The organism is Pikeienuella sp., from assembly GCF_046290545.1.
GTDB lineage: Bacteria > Pseudomonadota > Alphaproteobacteria > Rhodobacterales > Rhodobacteraceae > Pikeienuella.
The window spans coordinates 134,979-150,379 of the sequence record NZ_JBKAGV010000017.1; the positions used below are offsets into that span (position 1 = coordinate 134,979).

Annotated in this window: 14 protein-coding genes; 6 read left to right on the forward strand and 8 right to left on the reverse strand. The window is 71.1% G+C overall.

Annotated elements, in window-relative coordinates; genetic code table 11:
* Window positions 1-48: 48 nt before the first annotated feature.
* Entirely contained in the window at window positions 49-987 is a 939-nt protein-coding gene (locus ACE37J_RS17170; RefSeq protein WP_409713252.1) for an ADP-ribosylglycohydrolase family protein, read from the forward strand.
* Here ACE37J_RS17170 and ACE37J_RS17175 read toward each other — a convergent pair.
* The 6 genes from ACE37J_RS17175 to ACE37J_RS17200 all read right to left on the reverse strand — a co-directional run bounded on the left by ACE37J_RS17175 (window position 984) and on the right by ACE37J_RS17200 (window position 9,038).
* On the reverse strand, window positions 984-1,451 hold the full coding sequence (locus ACE37J_RS17175) for a nuclear transport factor 2 family protein (protein WP_409713255.1): 468 nt from the start codon (window positions 1,449-1,451) through the stop codon (window positions 984-986). The two genes, ACE37J_RS17170 and ACE37J_RS17175, sit on opposite strands and share 4 nt — an antisense overlap.
* A 41-nt stretch (window positions 1,452-1,492) precedes the next feature.
* Window positions 1,493-2,554: a GTP cyclohydrolase FolE2 gene (gene folE2 / locus ACE37J_RS17180; RefSeq protein ID WP_409715455.1), complete on the reverse strand. Its 1,062-nt coding sequence runs from the start codon at window positions 2,552-2,554 to the stop codon at window positions 1,493-1,495.
* Between the two features lie 101 nt (window positions 2,555-2,655).
* Window positions 2,656-4,311 (reverse strand): 4Fe-4S dicluster domain-containing protein, encoded by a 1,656-nt coding sequence (locus ACE37J_RS17185; RefSeq protein ID WP_409713258.1) that lies wholly within the window; start codon window positions 4,309-4,311, stop codon window positions 2,656-2,658.
* 155 nt (window positions 4,312-4,466) lie between these two features.
* On the reverse strand, window positions 4,467-5,573 hold the full coding sequence (locus ACE37J_RS17190; protein WP_409713261.1) for a class II histone deacetylase: 1,107 nt from the start codon (window positions 5,571-5,573) through the stop codon (window positions 4,467-4,469).
* Window positions 5,574-5,620: 47 nt separating this feature from the next.
* Window positions 5,621-7,801 (reverse strand): glycosyltransferase, encoded by a 2,181-nt coding sequence (locus tag ACE37J_RS17195; protein WP_409713263.1) that lies wholly within the window; start codon window positions 7,799-7,801, stop codon window positions 5,621-5,623.
* 262 nt (window positions 7,802-8,063) lie between these two features.
* Window positions 8,064-9,038 carry an NAD-dependent epimerase/dehydratase family protein gene (locus tag ACE37J_RS17200; protein ID WP_409713266.1) on the reverse strand — a complete coding sequence of 325 codons (975 nt, stop codon included), beginning with the start codon at window positions 9,036-9,038 and terminating at the stop codon, window positions 8,064-8,066.
* A gap of 161 nt (window positions 9,039-9,199) precedes the next feature.
* Here ACE37J_RS17200 and ACE37J_RS17205 point away from each other — a divergent pair, with 161 nt between their 5' ends.
* Window positions 9,200-10,375, forward strand: a complete 1,176-nt coding sequence (locus tag ACE37J_RS17205) for an aspartate aminotransferase family protein (RefSeq protein ID WP_409713270.1) — start codon at window positions 9,200-9,202, stop codon at window positions 10,373-10,375.
* Window positions 10,372-11,316, forward strand: a complete 945-nt coding sequence (argF, locus tag ACE37J_RS17210; protein ID WP_409713272.1) for an ornithine carbamoyltransferase — start codon at window positions 10,372-10,374, stop codon at window positions 11,314-11,316. The genes ACE37J_RS17205 and argF overlap by 4 nt, the downstream gene beginning before the upstream one ends.
* 287 nt (window positions 11,317-11,603) lie before the next feature.
* Here the strand turns inward: argF and ACE37J_RS17215 are convergent, their stop codons facing one another.
* On the reverse strand, window positions 11,604-12,182 hold the full coding sequence (locus tag ACE37J_RS17215; protein ID WP_409713275.1) for a thymidine kinase: 579 nt from the start codon (window positions 12,180-12,182) through the stop codon (window positions 11,604-11,606).
* 75 nt (window positions 12,183-12,257) lie between these two features.
* Here ACE37J_RS17215 and ACE37J_RS17220 point away from each other — a divergent pair, with 75 nt between their 5' ends.
* Together ACE37J_RS17220 and ACE37J_RS17225 are read left to right on the forward strand one after the other, a co-directional pair.
* A complete protein-coding gene (locus tag ACE37J_RS17220) occupies window positions 12,258-13,244 on the forward strand; it encodes an NAD(P)-dependent oxidoreductase (RefSeq protein WP_409713278.1) in 987 nt (328 codons plus the stop codon).
* 69 nt (window positions 13,245-13,313) lie between these two features.
* Window positions 13,314-13,772, forward strand: a complete 459-nt coding sequence (locus ACE37J_RS17225) for a universal stress protein (protein WP_409713281.1) — start codon at window positions 13,314-13,316, stop codon at window positions 13,770-13,772.
* Between the two features lie 5 nt (window positions 13,773-13,777).
* On the opposite strand, the gene ACE37J_RS17230 is transcribed toward ACE37J_RS17225, so the two are convergent.
* On the reverse strand, window positions 13,778-14,698 hold the full coding sequence (locus ACE37J_RS17230) for a sterol desaturase family protein (RefSeq protein WP_409713284.1): 921 nt from the start codon (window positions 14,696-14,698) through the stop codon (window positions 13,778-13,780).
* A 90-nt stretch (window positions 14,699-14,788) separates the two neighbouring features.
* Here ACE37J_RS17230 and ACE37J_RS17235 point away from each other — a divergent pair, with 90 nt between their 5' ends.
* Window positions 14,789-15,376 carry a TetR/AcrR family transcriptional regulator gene (locus tag ACE37J_RS17235; RefSeq protein WP_409713287.1) on the forward strand — a complete coding sequence of 196 codons (588 nt, stop codon included), beginning with the start codon at window positions 14,789-14,791 and terminating at the stop codon, window positions 15,374-15,376.
* Window positions 15,377-15,401: the final 25 nt, after the last annotated feature.

Sequence of the window (15,401 nt, forward strand, 5' to 3'; positions counted from 1 at the left end):
CGCATTGCGCGCGCCGCGCGCAGGCTCCGCCCGAAACGGGAGGACGGGATGGACCGGAAGACGGGCGCGCTCCTCGGGGCGCTGACGGCGGATGCGGCGGCGATGGGGCTGCACTGGCTCTATGACCAGCGGCGTATCGAGGAGGTCGCCGGGGCGGCGCCGGAGTTCAGGGCGCCGAACGCGGCGGATTTCACGGGACCGGAGGGGAAACCGCTCGGCTACTTCGCGCATGGCGGCAAGCGGGCGGGCGAGCCCTCGCATTACGGCGCGCAGATGCTGGCGATGGCGACGAGCCTCGCGCGCGCGGGGGCTTATGACGCGGAGGATTATGCGAGGGCGTTCCGGGAGGCGTTCGGGGCGGGCGGCGGCTGGACCGGCTATATCGACCGGCCGACGCGGGCCGTGCTCGTTTCGATGGATGGCGCCGCGGAGGGCGCGCCGCTTTCCGCCTGCGGGGCGGACGATGCGCAGCTCCCCGCGCTTTCGAAGCTGCCGCCGCTCCTCGTGCGCCATCACGGCGAGGCGGCGCTCCCGGGGATGGTCGAGAGCGCGGTGCGCGTGACGAATGACCGGGATGACGCAGCGGAATGGGGCGCGGCCTTCGCCGCCATGCTCGCCGCGGCGATCGAGGGCGCAGCGCCGGCGGACTGCGCCGCGGCGGCGCGCGGGATCTCGGCCCGGATCGACGCGCAGGCGGAGGCGGCGCTGGCGCGGCGGGGCGAGACGCCGGAGGCCGTCGCGGCGGATTTCGGGCTTCATTGCCAGCTGGAGGTCGCCTTCCCCGTAATCCTCCAAATGCTTGCGACGGCGGCGGACTTCGCCTCCGCCGCACAGGCGAACATCCGCGCGGGCGGGGATTCCTGCGGGCGGGCGATTCCGCTCGGGGCGATCCTCGGGGCCTCGTTCGCGGGCGACGGGGCGCGCGGGGTTCCGGCGGGCTGGCTTTCGCGGGTCAGCGTTCCGGGGGCGCTGGCGGCGCTTTTCTAGCGGTGGCGCGCCGCCTCGGGCCGGGCGAGCAGCGCCGACGCCTGCCGCGCCGCGAATTTCGCGATGCGCGCGTCGGCGAAGCCCATGAGCGAGAGCCCGGTGGCGGCGTTCGCCACCTCGTCGTAATCCGCGATCAGGCCGTCGCGGAGCCTGAGCACCGCCACGCCTTCGAAGAGGGCGCGCCGCCCCTCCGCGCCCGGCAGCTTCGAGCGGTAGGAGAAGAGATAGCGGACATAGCCGCGATCCCCCGCCGCCACCGGGTCGATCATGTCCCAGCGGAAATCTTCTCCGTCCCGATGGAAGACCTCCTCCAGCATCCGGGCGATCTCCGCCCGGCCCGCGAAGTCTCCGTAGAAGACGTCGTGATAGACGCCGTCCTCCGTGAAGCAGGCGGCTAGCGCTGCGCCGTCCCCCGCCTCGGCGGCGGCGGCGAAGCGGGACATGAGGGGGGCGAGGTCGGTCATGGCGCGAGGCTCGCCCGCGCGGGCGAGCCCGTCAAGCCGGCTCAGCCGCGGTGGATCAGGCTTTCGAAGAGATGCGGCTCGACGCCCGGCGCGGCGAAGGCATCGCCCCGGCTCAGGACCGAAACCGCGTCATGGCTGTGGAGCGATTCCTGGTGGCTGGCGGCGACGCGGAAATCGCCGACCCGGAGGTCCTGCTCCAGCGCCCCGGCGAGGAGGCGCGCGGCGTCCTCCACGAAGATCGGGTTGGCGCCGTTGAGCTCGGCGAAGGCTTGCTCGTCCTCCCGCTTCACCATCACCTGCGTCTCGGTCGGGATCGCCTCGCGGCACATCTCCACGAGTTCCTCGATCCAGAGCGTCCCCTCGCCCGTCAGCGCGGTGGAGATGCGGGCGACGGAGCGCTGCGAATGCGGCGTCGCGATCTGACCGCGGGAGATGCGGGCGTGTTCGGACAGCTCCAGAGAGCAGGGGCAGGTGGAGGCGTAGACATAGTCGAGATGCAGCGCCTTCAGCCGCTCCCCGTTCCGCTCCGCCGTCTCCAGCGCGACGTCGTAATATTGCCAGCCGGAGAGGCCGGAGCGCAGGCTCTCCTTCAGCATCGGATAGCGGAAGCGGAGCGCGAGGCGGGCGTCGAAGCTGCCGAGGTCGCGCTTGTAGCGGTCGATGATCGCGGCCATCGCGTCGATGTCGAAGGGCGCCTCCGCCTCGGCGTAGAAGCTCCGCATGATGCGGCTCATGTTGATGCCCTTCTTCGTCGCCGCGAGGGAGACGGAGCCGGTCACCGACGCTTCCAGCACCTTGTCCCCGCCCTCGCGCGCGCGGATCGCGAGCGGCAGGCGGAAGTTGGAGATGCCGACATGCTGGATTTCCGCCCGCGCGCCCTTGATGAGGCTCGCCGGGCCGTTCTGGAGATCGGGGAGCGTCGCGCGATAGGCCTCGTCCGCCACGAAGCCTTCCGGATAGTCGCGCCGGAGCGCGGCGCCGGAGGAAAGGCCGAGCGCCGCTGCGGCGGCCGGGTCCGTCTCGCGCAGCCGGCGCAGGATTTCGAGCGCGGCTTCCCCGTCCTCGATGGTCGGGGCGTCGGGCGCCATCGGCTTCACGATCATGTTCATGTCAGGCCTCCGTTCGTCGAACCGGGGATATGGGGCCGATTGCGGGCGCGTCCACGACCCGGACGAATAGTTTCCGGAAGCTTGACGGAACCGCCTCACATGTTCGGGTAGTTCGGCCCGCCCCCGCCCTGGGGCGTTCGCCACTCGATGTTCTGCGACGGGTCCTTGATGTCGCAGGTCTTGCAGTGGACGCAGTTCTGCGCGTTGATCTGGAAGCGCGGGGCCGCGCCCTCCTCCGAAATCACCTCGTAGACGCCCGCCGGGCAGTAGCGCTGCGCCGGTTCGGCGTAGGTCGGCAGGTTGACGCCGATGGGGACGGACGCGTCCTTCAGGTGGAGATGGGCGGGCTGGTTCTCCTCATGGTTCGTGAAGGAGAAGGCGACGTTCGTCAGCCGGTCGAAGGAGAGTTTCCCGTCCGGGCGCGGATAGTCGATCGGCTGGTGCGCGGAGGCCTTCTCCGTCGCCTCGGCGTCGGATTTGCCGTGGCCCATCGTGCCGAAGAGGTTGAAGCCGGTGAGGTTGGCCGTCCACATGTCCACGCCGCCGCCGATGAGCGAGGCGACGAGGCCGTATTTGGACCAGAGCGGCTTCACGTTCCGCACGCGCTTCAGGTCCTTCGCGATGGGGCCGGAGCGGACATCGTCCTCATATTCCGCCAGCACGTCGCCGCCGCGGCCCTCCGCGATGGCGGCGAAGGCCGCCTCCGCCGCCGCCTTGCCGGAGAGCATGGCGTTGTGGTTGCCCTTGATGCGGGGGACGTTGACCATGCCCGCGGCGCAGCCGAGCAGCGCGCCGCCGGGGAAGGCGAGCTTCGGGAGGGATTGCCAGCCGCCCTCGGTGATCGCGCGGGCGCCGTAGGCGACGCGCTTTCCGCCCTCCAGCACCTCCGCGATCAACGGGTGATGCTTGAAGCGCTGGAACTCCATGTAGGGGAAGAGGTGCGGATTCTTGTAATTCAGGTGGACGACGAAGCCGACATAAACCTGGTTGTTCTCGAGGTGATACATGAAGGAGCCGCCGCCGGCGTTGCCGCCGAGGGGCCAGCCCATCGTGTGCGTGACCTGGCCGAGCCGGTGCTTTTCCGGCTTCACCTCCCAGATCTCCTTCATGCCGAGGCCGTATTTCTGCGGCTCGCGGCCTTCCGAAAGGCCGAATTTCGCGATGGCCTGCTTGGAGAGGGAGCCGCGCACGCCCTCCGCGAGGAAGACGTATTTGCCGTGCAGCTCCATCCCAGGCTCGTAGCCGTCGCCCTTCGACCCGTCCTTCTCGATGCCGAACTCGCCGGCGACGACGCCCTTCACCGCGCCGTCCTCGCCATAGACCAGCTCGGAGCAGGACATGCCGGGGAAGATCTCCACCCCCAGCTCCTCGGCGTGCTCCGCCATCCAGCGGCAGACATTGGCCATCGAGACGATGTAGGCGCCGTGATTGTTCATCAGCGGCGGCATCGGCAGGTTGGGGATGCGGATTTCCCCCGCCTCGCCGAGCATGTAGAACCGGTCCTCGGTCACCGGGGTCGTCACCGGGGCGCCGCGCTCCTTCCAGTCGGGGATCAGCGCGTCGAGGCCCGAGGGGTCGAGCACGGCGCCGGAGAGGATATGGGCGCCGACCTCGGAGCCCTTCTCCAGCACGACCACCGAGATGTCGTCGCCCCCGAGCTGCTTCAGGCGGATCGCGGCGGAGAGGCCGGCGGGGCCGGCGCCGACGATGACGACGTCATATTCCATCGCTTCGCGGGCGGTCTCGGTCATGGCTGGCCTTTCTCGGTTGCGCGGCTGCGGCGCATTTAGGGCGGCGCCGGAGGGGCGGTCAATGCGGGCGCGCCGCTTCGTCGCGGCCCATAACCATGGTTATGGGCGTTTTTTCATTGAATTCATTGGCCTTTCCGGAAAGGCGGCCTGGGCGGTCACAATCCGTGCACGGCGGCGACCTCGTCGATCCAGCCGCGGTGGAAGGCGAGCGCCTTGCCCCGCGGCTGGTGCGCGCGCATCCGCGCCTCGATCGGATCGGGCGCCGAGATCGCGCTGCCGGCCATGAGGCGGATGACCTCGTGCCCGCAGAAGGGGACGTGAAGCTCCGAATAGCCGCCCTCATGCGCCATGACGAGCCTGCCGCCGCAGAGTTCCGCCGCGAGGGCGAGGATGCGCTCCGTCATCGCGCCGAAGGTGAAGGCGCCGGCGACGGTGCGGGAGAGCGGGTCGATGCCGGAGGCGTCGAAACCGCAGGCGACGATGATGAGGTCGGGCCCGAATTCCCGCAGCTTCGGCCCGACGATGCGGTCGAAGGCGTAGGTATAGGCGTCGTCCCCCGCGCCGGGGGCGAGAGGGACGTTGACGTTGAAGCCGAGCCCGGCGCCCGCGCCCCGGTCCTCCGCCCCGCCCTTGTCGGTCGGGAAATTGCCCTCCTGATGGAGGGAGATCGTGAGGACGTCCGCATCGTCGTAGAAGATCGCCTCGGTCCCGTTACCGTGGTGCACGTCCCAGTCCACCACCGCAATGCGGAGGTCGGGGCGGGCGGCGCGGGCGGCCTCGATGGCGATGGCGATGTTGGCGAGGAGGCAGAAGCCCATCGGGCTGTCCGGCAGGCAGTGATGCCCCGGCGGGCGCGAAAGGGCGTATGAATTTTCATGGATTCCGGAAAGCACGGACTCGACCGCGGCGACGACGAGCCCTGCGGAAAGCGCCGCGATCTCGTATCCGCCCGGCCCGAAGGGCGTGCGGAGGCCAAGCTCGCCGCCGTCTTTCGCCGAAAGCGCGGCGAAGCGTTCGAGGTAATGCGGCGGGTGGATGCGCAGCAGCATCTCCTCCGTCGCCGCGGGCGCGCTCCGGCAGTCGAGCTCGGCGGAGAGGCCGGTGACGTCCATCAGGTTCTTCAGCCGGCGCTTCGTCTCCGGATTTTCGGGCAGGCCGCCCGAGGGGAGCGGCTGCACCAGCCCGCCGACCCGCGCGACGGAAACGTAATTGCCGCCGAAATGCCAGAAGCATTTCTCGTCCCAGAAGAACCCCGTCTTCATCCGCGCCTCCCTCTGTCCGGCGCCGCTGAAACCCGCCAGACCGTATCTCACCAGATTCTGCCCGCCAATCCGCGCCCGAACCGGTAGGCGCGCAGCCACCACGGATTCGCCGCCGTCTCGAACCCCTCTTCCCAGACCGAGGCGAGCGCCGCGATCGCCGCGTCCGCGTAGCGCGGATCGAGCGCGGGCGGCTCGCCCGCCGCCTCCGCCGCCTTTCGCCAGTCCGCCACAGGCGCATCCGCCCCGTGGGCGTGGAGCCAGGGCAGCGAGCGGGCGGCGAAGCGGTCGATCAGCATGAGCCGCGCCTCCCGCCCGAGGGCGGAGGCCCCCTTTTCCGCCGGCAGCCCGGCGGTGGCGGCGAGGAAGGCGCCGAGCGCATCCGCCTTCGGCCCCTTGCCGATCCGCGCCATGGCGATGGCGCGCGCGGCGATGGCCTGCTCCGCCGTCGGGGAGGGATAGGCGGCGCCGCCCGCCTCGCCTTCGGGCGGCGCGAGGCCGAGCGCGGCGTAGAATTCGCGGTGGAGCCCCCGCCCCGCCGCCTCGTAGCCGATGAGCGTGAGGTTCCCGCCGGCGAAGGCCCGCCAGTCCCCCGTCAGGAATTCGAGATCGGTCATCTGGGGCCCGAGCTCGGCCGCGAACTGCTCCGCCGTCCGCCGCGCCCAGCCGGTCGCGAGGAAGACATGCTCGCGCCAGTAGCGCTCCACATATTCGTCCGGCCGGCGGAAGACGGCGACGATCCGGCGGCGGGGGAAGGCGGCGAAGGCCTCCTCCGCCCGCGCGAGGAAGACGGCGCGCTCCTCCGGCGTGTCGAAGGGGTAGCTCAGGTTCTCCGCGCTGATGAGCACGCGGTCGCCGGGGCTTTCCGCCGCCTCGGCGCGCAGACGCTCGAACACGCCCGCCCCGCCATGCCGCAGCGCGCCGGGAAAGCCGACATGGCCCGGCGTTGCGTCCCCCCTCCGGTTGTCCGCCACCGCGCCGAGAAAGCCGGTGCGTGGGAAGAGGATTCCGGCCCCGGCGAGGCGATCCCTGTCCCGCTCCAGCATCCGCTGGAGGAAGGTGGAGCCGGTCTTGTGGAGGCCGATATGGAGGATCAGCTCCTTGTCGATCCGCGGCGGCGCGATCTTCGCCGGGGCGGGCAGGCGCTGCGCGCGCCGCCAGGCGACGAGATCGGCCCAGCGCCCCGCCTGCGCCAGCGCGAAGGCTTCGATGAGCCCCCGCCAGGTGACGGGGCCGTAGCCGCCCGAGGCCTTCCAGAGATGGGAGATCTTCATGGTGGCGAGGTCGGCGTAAACGGCGCGGCGGAAGGTCAGCCCCTGAAGCGAGGCGGAGAAGCGGGCGCGCGCCTCGTCCAGCGCCGGGCTCTCCTCCGGCGTGAATTCGAGCACGCGCACGTCCCAGATCACGCGGGAGATGGAATGGTGCAGCTCGCGCTGGAGCGCCATCTCCCGGCCCGGCGCCCCCTCCGCATAGGCGCGGGCGGAGAGGACGCATTTCGTCAGGAGGTCGAGCTGCATGGCGATGTCCGCCATCTCCCGCTCGCCCGTCGTGATGGAGCCGAGGCGGCGGCGCCAGATGCGGGCGGGAATGTCGGAGAAGGCCATGTGGCGCGCGGCGAAGACGGCGTCGAGCACGAAGAGCCTGTCCTCGAACCGCCGCTGCGCCTCGTCGAACCGCACGCCCTTTCCGATCAGGAAATCGCGCCGGTAGATCGAGGACCAGGAGGAGACGACGTATTGCGACTCCGGCAGCGTCTCCAGCGTCGCCTTCGGGATGCGGCGGCCGAAGAGGAGATGGTCGCGCCGCAGCGGCTGCGGGTGGAGGCGGCCGACGAACATGGAGAGGGTCGGCGCATGGGTCAGTTCCGCGCCCGTCTCCGCCGCGAAGGCGAGATTGGCGGCGAGCGCGCCGGCGACGAAGACGTCATCCGCGTCGATGAAGGTCACGAAGGGCTTCGTCGCCGCCTCGATCCCGGTGTTGCGGGCGGCGGCGAGGCCGCGGTTGACCTCGTGCCGCACGATGCGGACGGGGTGGCGCGCGGCGACGGAGGCGAGGAAGGCGTCGCTCTCCTCCCCCGGATTGTCGTTGACGACGATGATCTCGAGATCGGGGATCGGCTGGCCCGCGGCGGAGGCGACGGCCTCGTCCAGATAGACCTGGTCCCGGTAGAAGGGGATGACGACGGAGAGGGCTGGGCCGCCTTGCGGCGTCTCGTCTGTCATCGTCGTCATCGGCTCCGGACTTCGCGGATTGCGGTTGCCACCCGATTCGCGCGCCGTCAAGGGCGGGGGGCGGGAAAGCCGGGGGGCGGCGTTGGGCGTCCGCGGTCAGTTTGCGCGCCCGGCCTCGATCAGCATCTCTCCGGGGGAGAGATGCAGAGGCCGTCGCCCGGAGGCGAAGGCCGAAGGCCGCGGGCCGATCTGACGCGGGTCAGATCGGCCGGGCGCTTGTGAAGACGGCCCGCAACAAGTTGAAGGTTAGGCTCCCGCCCCCTCACCGCGCCCCGTAAACCCCCTTCGCCCCCGGATAGCCCTTCGCGCCGACCGCCCGGCCGAGATCGGAGCCGAGGGGCCGCCCCTCCGCGATGGCCCGGAGCGCCGCGGCGAAATCCCAGCGGGGCGCCCAGCCGAGCGCGGCGCGGGCGCGGGCGTTGACATAGACGCGGTCGATGGAGGCCGGCGGGCGGAAGCCGGCTTCGGCGTAGATCGCCGCGCATTCGGGATGCGTGCGGGCGATGACCGGAGCCGGGTCGCGCCGCAGCTCCGGCAGGTCGGCCTTCGCGAAGGGCGTCGTGGCGCTCACCACGAATTTCGCGAAGCCGATCTCGGGCGCGCGGCGGAGTGCGAGTTCATGCGCCTCTGCCGCGTCCTCGATGTCGACGCGCCGGTAGAGAAGCTCGTTTGCCTTCAGGTTCGCATCGGCGAAGCCCTCCCGCGCCGCGGCGTCGTCATCCGGCTCGGGGAAGAAGCGGGAGGTGCGGAGGATGACGACGGAAAGCCGCCCGTCGCGCGCGAAGAGGGCGCAGAGATCCTCCGCAGCCGTCTTGGTGACGCCGTAGATGTTCTTCGGCACGGCGGGCGCATCCTCGTCGATCCAGGCCGCCGGTGCGCCGGGCGGGGGGACGAGCGCGTCGCCGAAGGCGCTCGTCGTGCTGGTGAAGACGAAGCGGCGCGCGCCGGCCTCCGCCGCCGCCTCCAGCAGGGTCAGCGTTCCGGCCACGTTGGCGTCGATGAAGTCCTGCTTGCGGAGCGAGGCGACCTGCGGCTTGTGCAGCGTCGCGGCGTGGATCACGCCCTCCATCCCCGCCATGGCGCGGCGGACGAGCGCGGCGTCCGCCACGGAGCCGACATGGGCGGTGAAGGGGCCGGGGAGCATGTCGAGCCCGGAGGGTTCGTGCCCGAAGGCCGGCAGGATGCGCATCAGCGCCTCGCCGAGATGGCCGGAGCTGCCGGTGACCAGAACCCGCATCGAGCGCCCTCCTTTCGCGCGGATAGCCTTGGAGGCGCGCTCAGGCAAGGGCCTCCGATTGACATTCCCCGCCACGCCCCCCGATATGCTTCCGCGCCCCGCCCGGACGGTTCCGGGCGGGGCGGCGCCGTTTCCCCAGCCCCGGAAGGAGGGCCCGACCGATGATCCCGACCGTGATGCCGACCTATGCGCGCACCGAACATGACTTCGTGCGCGGCGAAGGCGCCTGGCTGATCGACGGGTCGGGCCGACGCCATCTCGATTTCGGCGCGGGCATCGCGGTCAACTGCCTCGGCCATGCGCACCCGAAGCTCGTCGCCGCGCTCACGGAGCAGGCGGGCAAGCTCTGGCACACGTCGAACCTCTATCGCGCGCCCTGGCAGGAGGCGCTTTCGAAGCGGCTCTCTGAGCTGACCTTCGCGGAAACGATGTTCTTCACCAATTCGGGCGCGGAGGCGATGGAATGCGCCTTCAAGCTCGCGCGGAAATACCAGCACCATGCGGGTTTCCCGGAGAAGACGGAGATCGTCGTCTTCGAAGGCTGCTTCCACGGGCGGACGATGGCGGGCATCTCCGCCTCCGGCGCGGAGAAGATGGTGAAGGGCTTCGGCCCGCTTCTCCCCGGCTTCGTGCGTGTCCCGCTCGACCTTGAGGCGGTGAAGGCGGCGGTGAGCGCGGAGAAGACCGCGGCGATCTGCATCGAGCCGGTGATGGGCGAGGGCGGGATCATCCCCATCGAGCGGGACTTCCTCCGCGCGCTCCGCACGATTGCGGACGAGGCCGGCGCGCTCCTGATTCTCGACGAGATCCAGTGCGGCGTTGGCCGGACGGGCAAGCTCTTCGCCCATGAATGGGCCGGGATCACGCCAGACGTGATGGCGATCGCCAAGGGGATCGGCGGGGGCTTCCCCATCGGCGCCTGCCTCGCGACGGAGAAGGCGGCCGCCGGCATGGTCGCCGGCACGCACGGCTCCACCTATGGCGGCAATCCGCTCGGCTGCGCCGTCGCGATGGCGGTGCTGGACGAACTGACGGCGCCGGGCTTCCTCGACAACGTCAATCGCCTCGCCGGGCGGCTCCGCCAGAAGCTCGGCGCGCTGGTGGACGCGCATCCCGCGGTCTTCGAGGGGACGCGGGGAGAGGGGCTCATGCTCGGCCTCCGCTGCGCCGCGCCGAACGGCGACGTGGTGAAGGCGGCCTATGCCGAGGGGCTCCTCACCGTGCCGGCGGCGGACAACGTGGTGCGCATCCTGCCGCCGCTCAACGTGACGGAGGCGGAGATCGACGAGGCCCTCTCCCGGCTCGACGCGGCGGCGGCAAGGCTGGAGGCGGCATGAGCGGGGGCGCGCGCCCCCGCCATTTCCTCGACATCAGGGATCACGCGCCGGAGACCCTGCGCGCGATCCTCGACGATGCGAAGGCGATGAAGGCGGCGCGGGCCGGCCTGCCGAAGGGCGCGCCGGACCCGGAGCCGGCGCTGCCGGGCCACGCGCTCGCCATGATCTTCGAGAAGCCCTCGACCCGCACCCGCGTCAGCTTCGACATCGGCATGCGGCAGATGGGCGGCCATTCGCTGCTCCTCAACGGGGCGGAGATGCAGCTCGGCCGGGGGGAGAGCGTGGCGGACACCGCGCGCGTCCTCTCCCGCTATGTCGATGCGGTGATGATCCGCACGACGAGCCACGCCAACCTCATGGAGCTGGCGGAGCATTCGAAGGTTCCGGTTGTCAACGGCCTGACGGATGACAGCCATCCCTGCCAGATCATGGCCGACATCCTCACCTTCGAGGAGAAGCGCGGCCCTGTCGCCGGGCGGAAGCTGACCTGGACGGGGGACGGCAACAACGTCGCCACCAGCTTCATCGAGGCGGCGGCGCTGTTCGGCTTCGAGCTTGTCCTCGCCTGCCCGGAGACGCTGCCGCCCTCCCCCCGCGCGCTGGCCTTCGCGGCGGAGCGGGGCGCGAAGGTGCGGGTGGAGCGGGATGCGGAGCGGGCGGTGGAAGGGGCCGAGGCGGTCATCGCCGACACCTGGTTCTCGATGGGCGACGACCCTTCCGCGCGGGAGAGCCGGCACAACCAGCTCGCGCCCTATCAGGTGACGGCGCGGCTGATGGCGGGCGCCGCGCCGGGCGCGGTCTTCCTCCATTGCCTCCCCGCCCATCGCGGCGAGGAGGCGACGGCGGAGGTGATGGACGGCCCGCAATCGGCGATCTTCGACGAGGCGGAGAACCGGCTGCATGTGCAGAAGGCGATCCTGAAGTGGTGCCTCGGGGCGTAAGGGCCCCCCTTTGGTGCGGAAGCCGACCTTGTGGACTCGGCCGGGCGGAGGCGCAGCGCTCCCCCCACGCCCCTTGGCCCGTGCGTCCAGCACGGGCCGCGGCCTCCCTCCCCCCAAGGGAGGCCGCATCGCAACGGCGCAAGTTGCGCAATCGTTTGGGTTCCTGACGCCATAAACCGCGCCGACCAATCGTTCCGAGGCGGCCCCCCGGAGGGAGGCCGCGGCCCTTCGCGCTCCGTTCGGAGGCCGGCCGGCCTCGTCAGGTCTCCGCCGGATCAGCCTCCGCCCTACGGGTCGAGCCGCCGCGCGCGCCAGTGCTTGCGGCAGAGCGAGACATAGATGTCGTCCCCGATGGCGATCTGGTCGCCCTCTTCCGCCACGGCGCCCGCCGGGTCGAGCCGCACCACCATCGTCGCTTTCGCGCCGCACCAGCAGATCGTCCGCACCTCGCGCAGGTTGTCCGCGATGGCGAGGAGGGCGGCGGAGCCGGGGAAGAGCGCGCCGCGGAAATCGGTGCGGAGGCCGTAGGCCATGACGGGGACGTTCAGGTCGTCCGCCGCGCGGGCGAGCTGCCAGACCTGCTCCTCCGAGAGGAACTGCGCCTCGTCCACCAGCACGCAATGAAGCGGCCCGGCGCGCATCCGCCGCTCCACCCGGGCGAAGAGGTCGTCATCCGGCCCGAAGGTCTCCGCCGTCGCGGAGAGCCCGATGCGGGAGGCGACGCGCCCCGCGCCCGCCCGGTCGTCCAGCGCCGCGGTCATCAGCATCGTCGCCATGCCGCGCTCGACATAATTGTGGGACGCCTGGAGGAGGATGGTCGTCTTCCCCGCGTTCATCGTTGAGTAGTTGAAGTAGAGCTTGGCCATGGGCGGAGCTTCGCCGCGCCTGCGCCGCGCTTCAAGCCCGGTTGACTTTGGCCGCGCGGCGGAGAGGCTCGCCGCATGATCAGGACCCTGACCCTCCACGAAGACGCCCTCGCCCATATCGGCGAACGGCTCGAGGCGCTCCGCCTCCCGCTCGAGATCGCGACCTTCGGGAATGACGGCGCCGTCGCCTTCCGCGGCGCGACGCTCGCGCCCGGCGAACACGACGCCGGCTATCTCTGGCTCAGCCGGCAGGCCACGGCGGCGATGGGGCAGCCCGCGCTCTTCGACGCCGCGCTCGCCTTCCGCTCGGTCGACGTGCTCCAGACCTACAATGCCGGGCTCGACCATCCGTTCTACGCCGCCATCGCCGCGAAGGGCGCGCGCATCTGCAATTCGAGCGCGCAGGGCGTCGCCATCGCGGAATATGTCTTCGCGGAGCTGCTCGCCGTTCTGCATCCGGCGGAGCGGCGCCGGGCGCTTCAGGCCGAGCGGAAATGGGAGCTGACGCCCTTCCGGGAAATCTCGCGGACGCGCTGGCTGATCCTCGGCCACGGGCCCATCGGCGCCGCCCTCGCGCACCGGGCCAAGGCCTTCGGCGCGGCGGTGGACGTGGTGCGGCGGAGCCCGGCGGGGACGGCGGACGCCGACCGGGCGGGGACGCTGGCGGACCTGCCGCGCTTCCTGCCCGATGCGGACATCGTCATCCTCGCCTGCCCGCTGACGCCGGAGACGCGGGGCCTCGCCGGGGCGGAATTCTTCGCCGCGCTGAAGCCCGGCGCGATCCTCGTCAACGTCGCGCGGGGGGCGCTGGTGGAGACGCCGGCGCTCCTCTCCGCGCTCGACGGCGGGCGGCTTTCGACGGCGATCCTCGATGTCTTCGATCAGGAGCCGCTCCCCGTGGAAAGCCCGCTCTGGTCTCATCCCGGGGTGCGGATGACGGCGCACACCTCCTATGCCGGGGACGGGGCCGGCGGGCGGTGGGACGCTCTCTTCCTCGACAATGTCGCGCGCTGGGCTCGCGGCGAGCCGCTGGCGCGTCTGGCGGAGCCGTCGGCGGGCTGAGGGCGCCATTGCGGGCGGCGCCGCTTTGAGCGATGTTGCCCGGCCGGAGAGGACGGACGGAGCCCCGCCTTGCGCAAGTTCATGACCGTGGTGGACGATTCGCCCGAATGCCGCAACGCGCTGCGCTTCGCCGCGCGCCGCGCCGCGAAGACGGGCGGCGGCGTCGTCATGCTCTATGTGATCCGGCCCGAGGAGTTCCAGCACTGGATCGGCGTCGGCGAGATGATGCGCGCGGAGGCGCGGGAGGCGGCGGAGGCCCGGCTCACACAGCTCGCCGGGGAGGTGAAGGCTCTTTCCGGCGTGCTCCCCGAATTCGTGATCCGCGAGGGCGTGGCGCGGGACGAGGTTCTGGCGCAGATCAGGGAAGACCCGGAGATCGGCGTCCTCGTCCTCGGCGCGGGCGCCTCCGGCGAGGGGCCTGGCCCGCTCGTCTCCGCCCTCGCCGGGCGGCTGGCGGGGACGATGACCGTCCCCGTCACTGTCGTTCCCGGCTCGCTCTCGATGGAGCGGATCGATTCGATCTGCTGACGGGGTCACTCCGCCGGTTTCGCAGCCTCGCCCGGCTGCGCTTCCGGCGGCCCGAACGCGGCCTTCAGCGCGTCGGAGGCCGAGCGGGCGCGGCCCAGCGCCGCGAAGAGCTTGCCGAAACCCGCGAAGTGGACTGCGAGCGGATTGCGGCTCTTCAGTTGCTCGACCAGTCCGTAATCCACCGCCTCGCTCTCCGGCGCGTAGGTGCCGAAGAGACGGTCCCACAGGATGAGGACGCCGCCATAGTTCCGGTCGAGATAGATGTCGTTCCTTCCGTGATGCACGCGGTGGTTCGCCGGCGTGTTCAGCCAGGGGTCGAGGAGCGGCAGCTTGCCGACGAGCTCCGTGTGGATCCATTGCTGCCAGGCCAGCACGACGCCGAAACAGGCGAAGACGAGCAGCGGGTGAAACCCGACGATGACGAGCGGCAGGTAGATCAGCGGGGCGAAGAAGAAGTCCACGAAGCTGATGCGGAGCCCGATCGTCTGGTCGAAATGATCGGCGGAATGGTGCACCGAGTGATAGAGAGACCAGAGCGCGTTCACCCGGTGCCCGAGGCGATGCTCCCAGTAATAGAAGAAATCCACGGCGACGAGGCAGAGCAGGGCCGTCGCCCAGCCGGTCGGGATCGACCAGGGCGCGAGGGTGGAGGCGGCGAGGAAGACTGCCATGAGCGCGCCGCCGAACAGCGCCTGCACGAGGCTCGCGGGCAGGGCGCAGAAGGCGCTCGTCGCCATGCCGGCGAGCCGCCTGCGGGTCAGCTCGCCGCGCCGGCGGAGACGGATCGCCTCGATGGCCAGAAGCGGCAGGCCGACCAGCGCCATGCCGGCGGCGGCGAGGCCGAGCGCGGGCAGGAGCAGAGCCGGCGCGCCGGCGATGGTCTCCGCGCCGAGATCGAAGAGGGAGGGGGCGGTGGCTTCGGACATTCTGCATCTCCATAATGAGAGTGAACGTTCGCTCTAAATAGATGGAGGGCGGCGCCGGCGCAAGGGGCGCGCGAAGGGGACATTGCGGTCATGGGACGGGTGAGGAACGAGACGGTTCATGCGGCGAAGCGGACGGAGATTCTCCGCGCTGCGGAGGGGCTTTTCGTCGAGGCTGGGTTTCACCAGACGGGCATGGCCGCGATCTGCGCGGCCGTCGGCATGAGCCCCGGCGCGCTCTACCGTTATTTCCCGTCGAAGACGGCGATCATCCGCGCCATCGTGGAGGAGGAGCGGCAGGACGCGGCGGCGCGGCTCGACGCGCTCGACGCGGCGGCGGACCTGCGCGCCGGCCTGCTCGACGCGCTCGACGCCGCGATCCTCGCCGCGGCCGACCCGGATTACGGGCGCCTCGCGCTCGAGATCGGCGCAGAGGGCGCGCGCGATGCGGAGATCGGCGCGCTGATCGAGGCCGGGCGGGCGGAGAGCGCGGCCCGGCTCGCCGGGGCGATAGGGCGCGCGGGCGAGCCGGGGGCGGACGCGGAGGCTTCGGCGGCGATCCTCCTCGCGATCATCGACGGCGCGGCGGGGGGCGCAGGCGCCGCGCTCGCCTCCCTGCCGGAGACGCGACGGCGCGCGGCCCTCCGAAGGCTCCTCGACGGGCTGCTGGGCCCGGCTTAGTTTAGAATGATTCTTGATTTCCGCG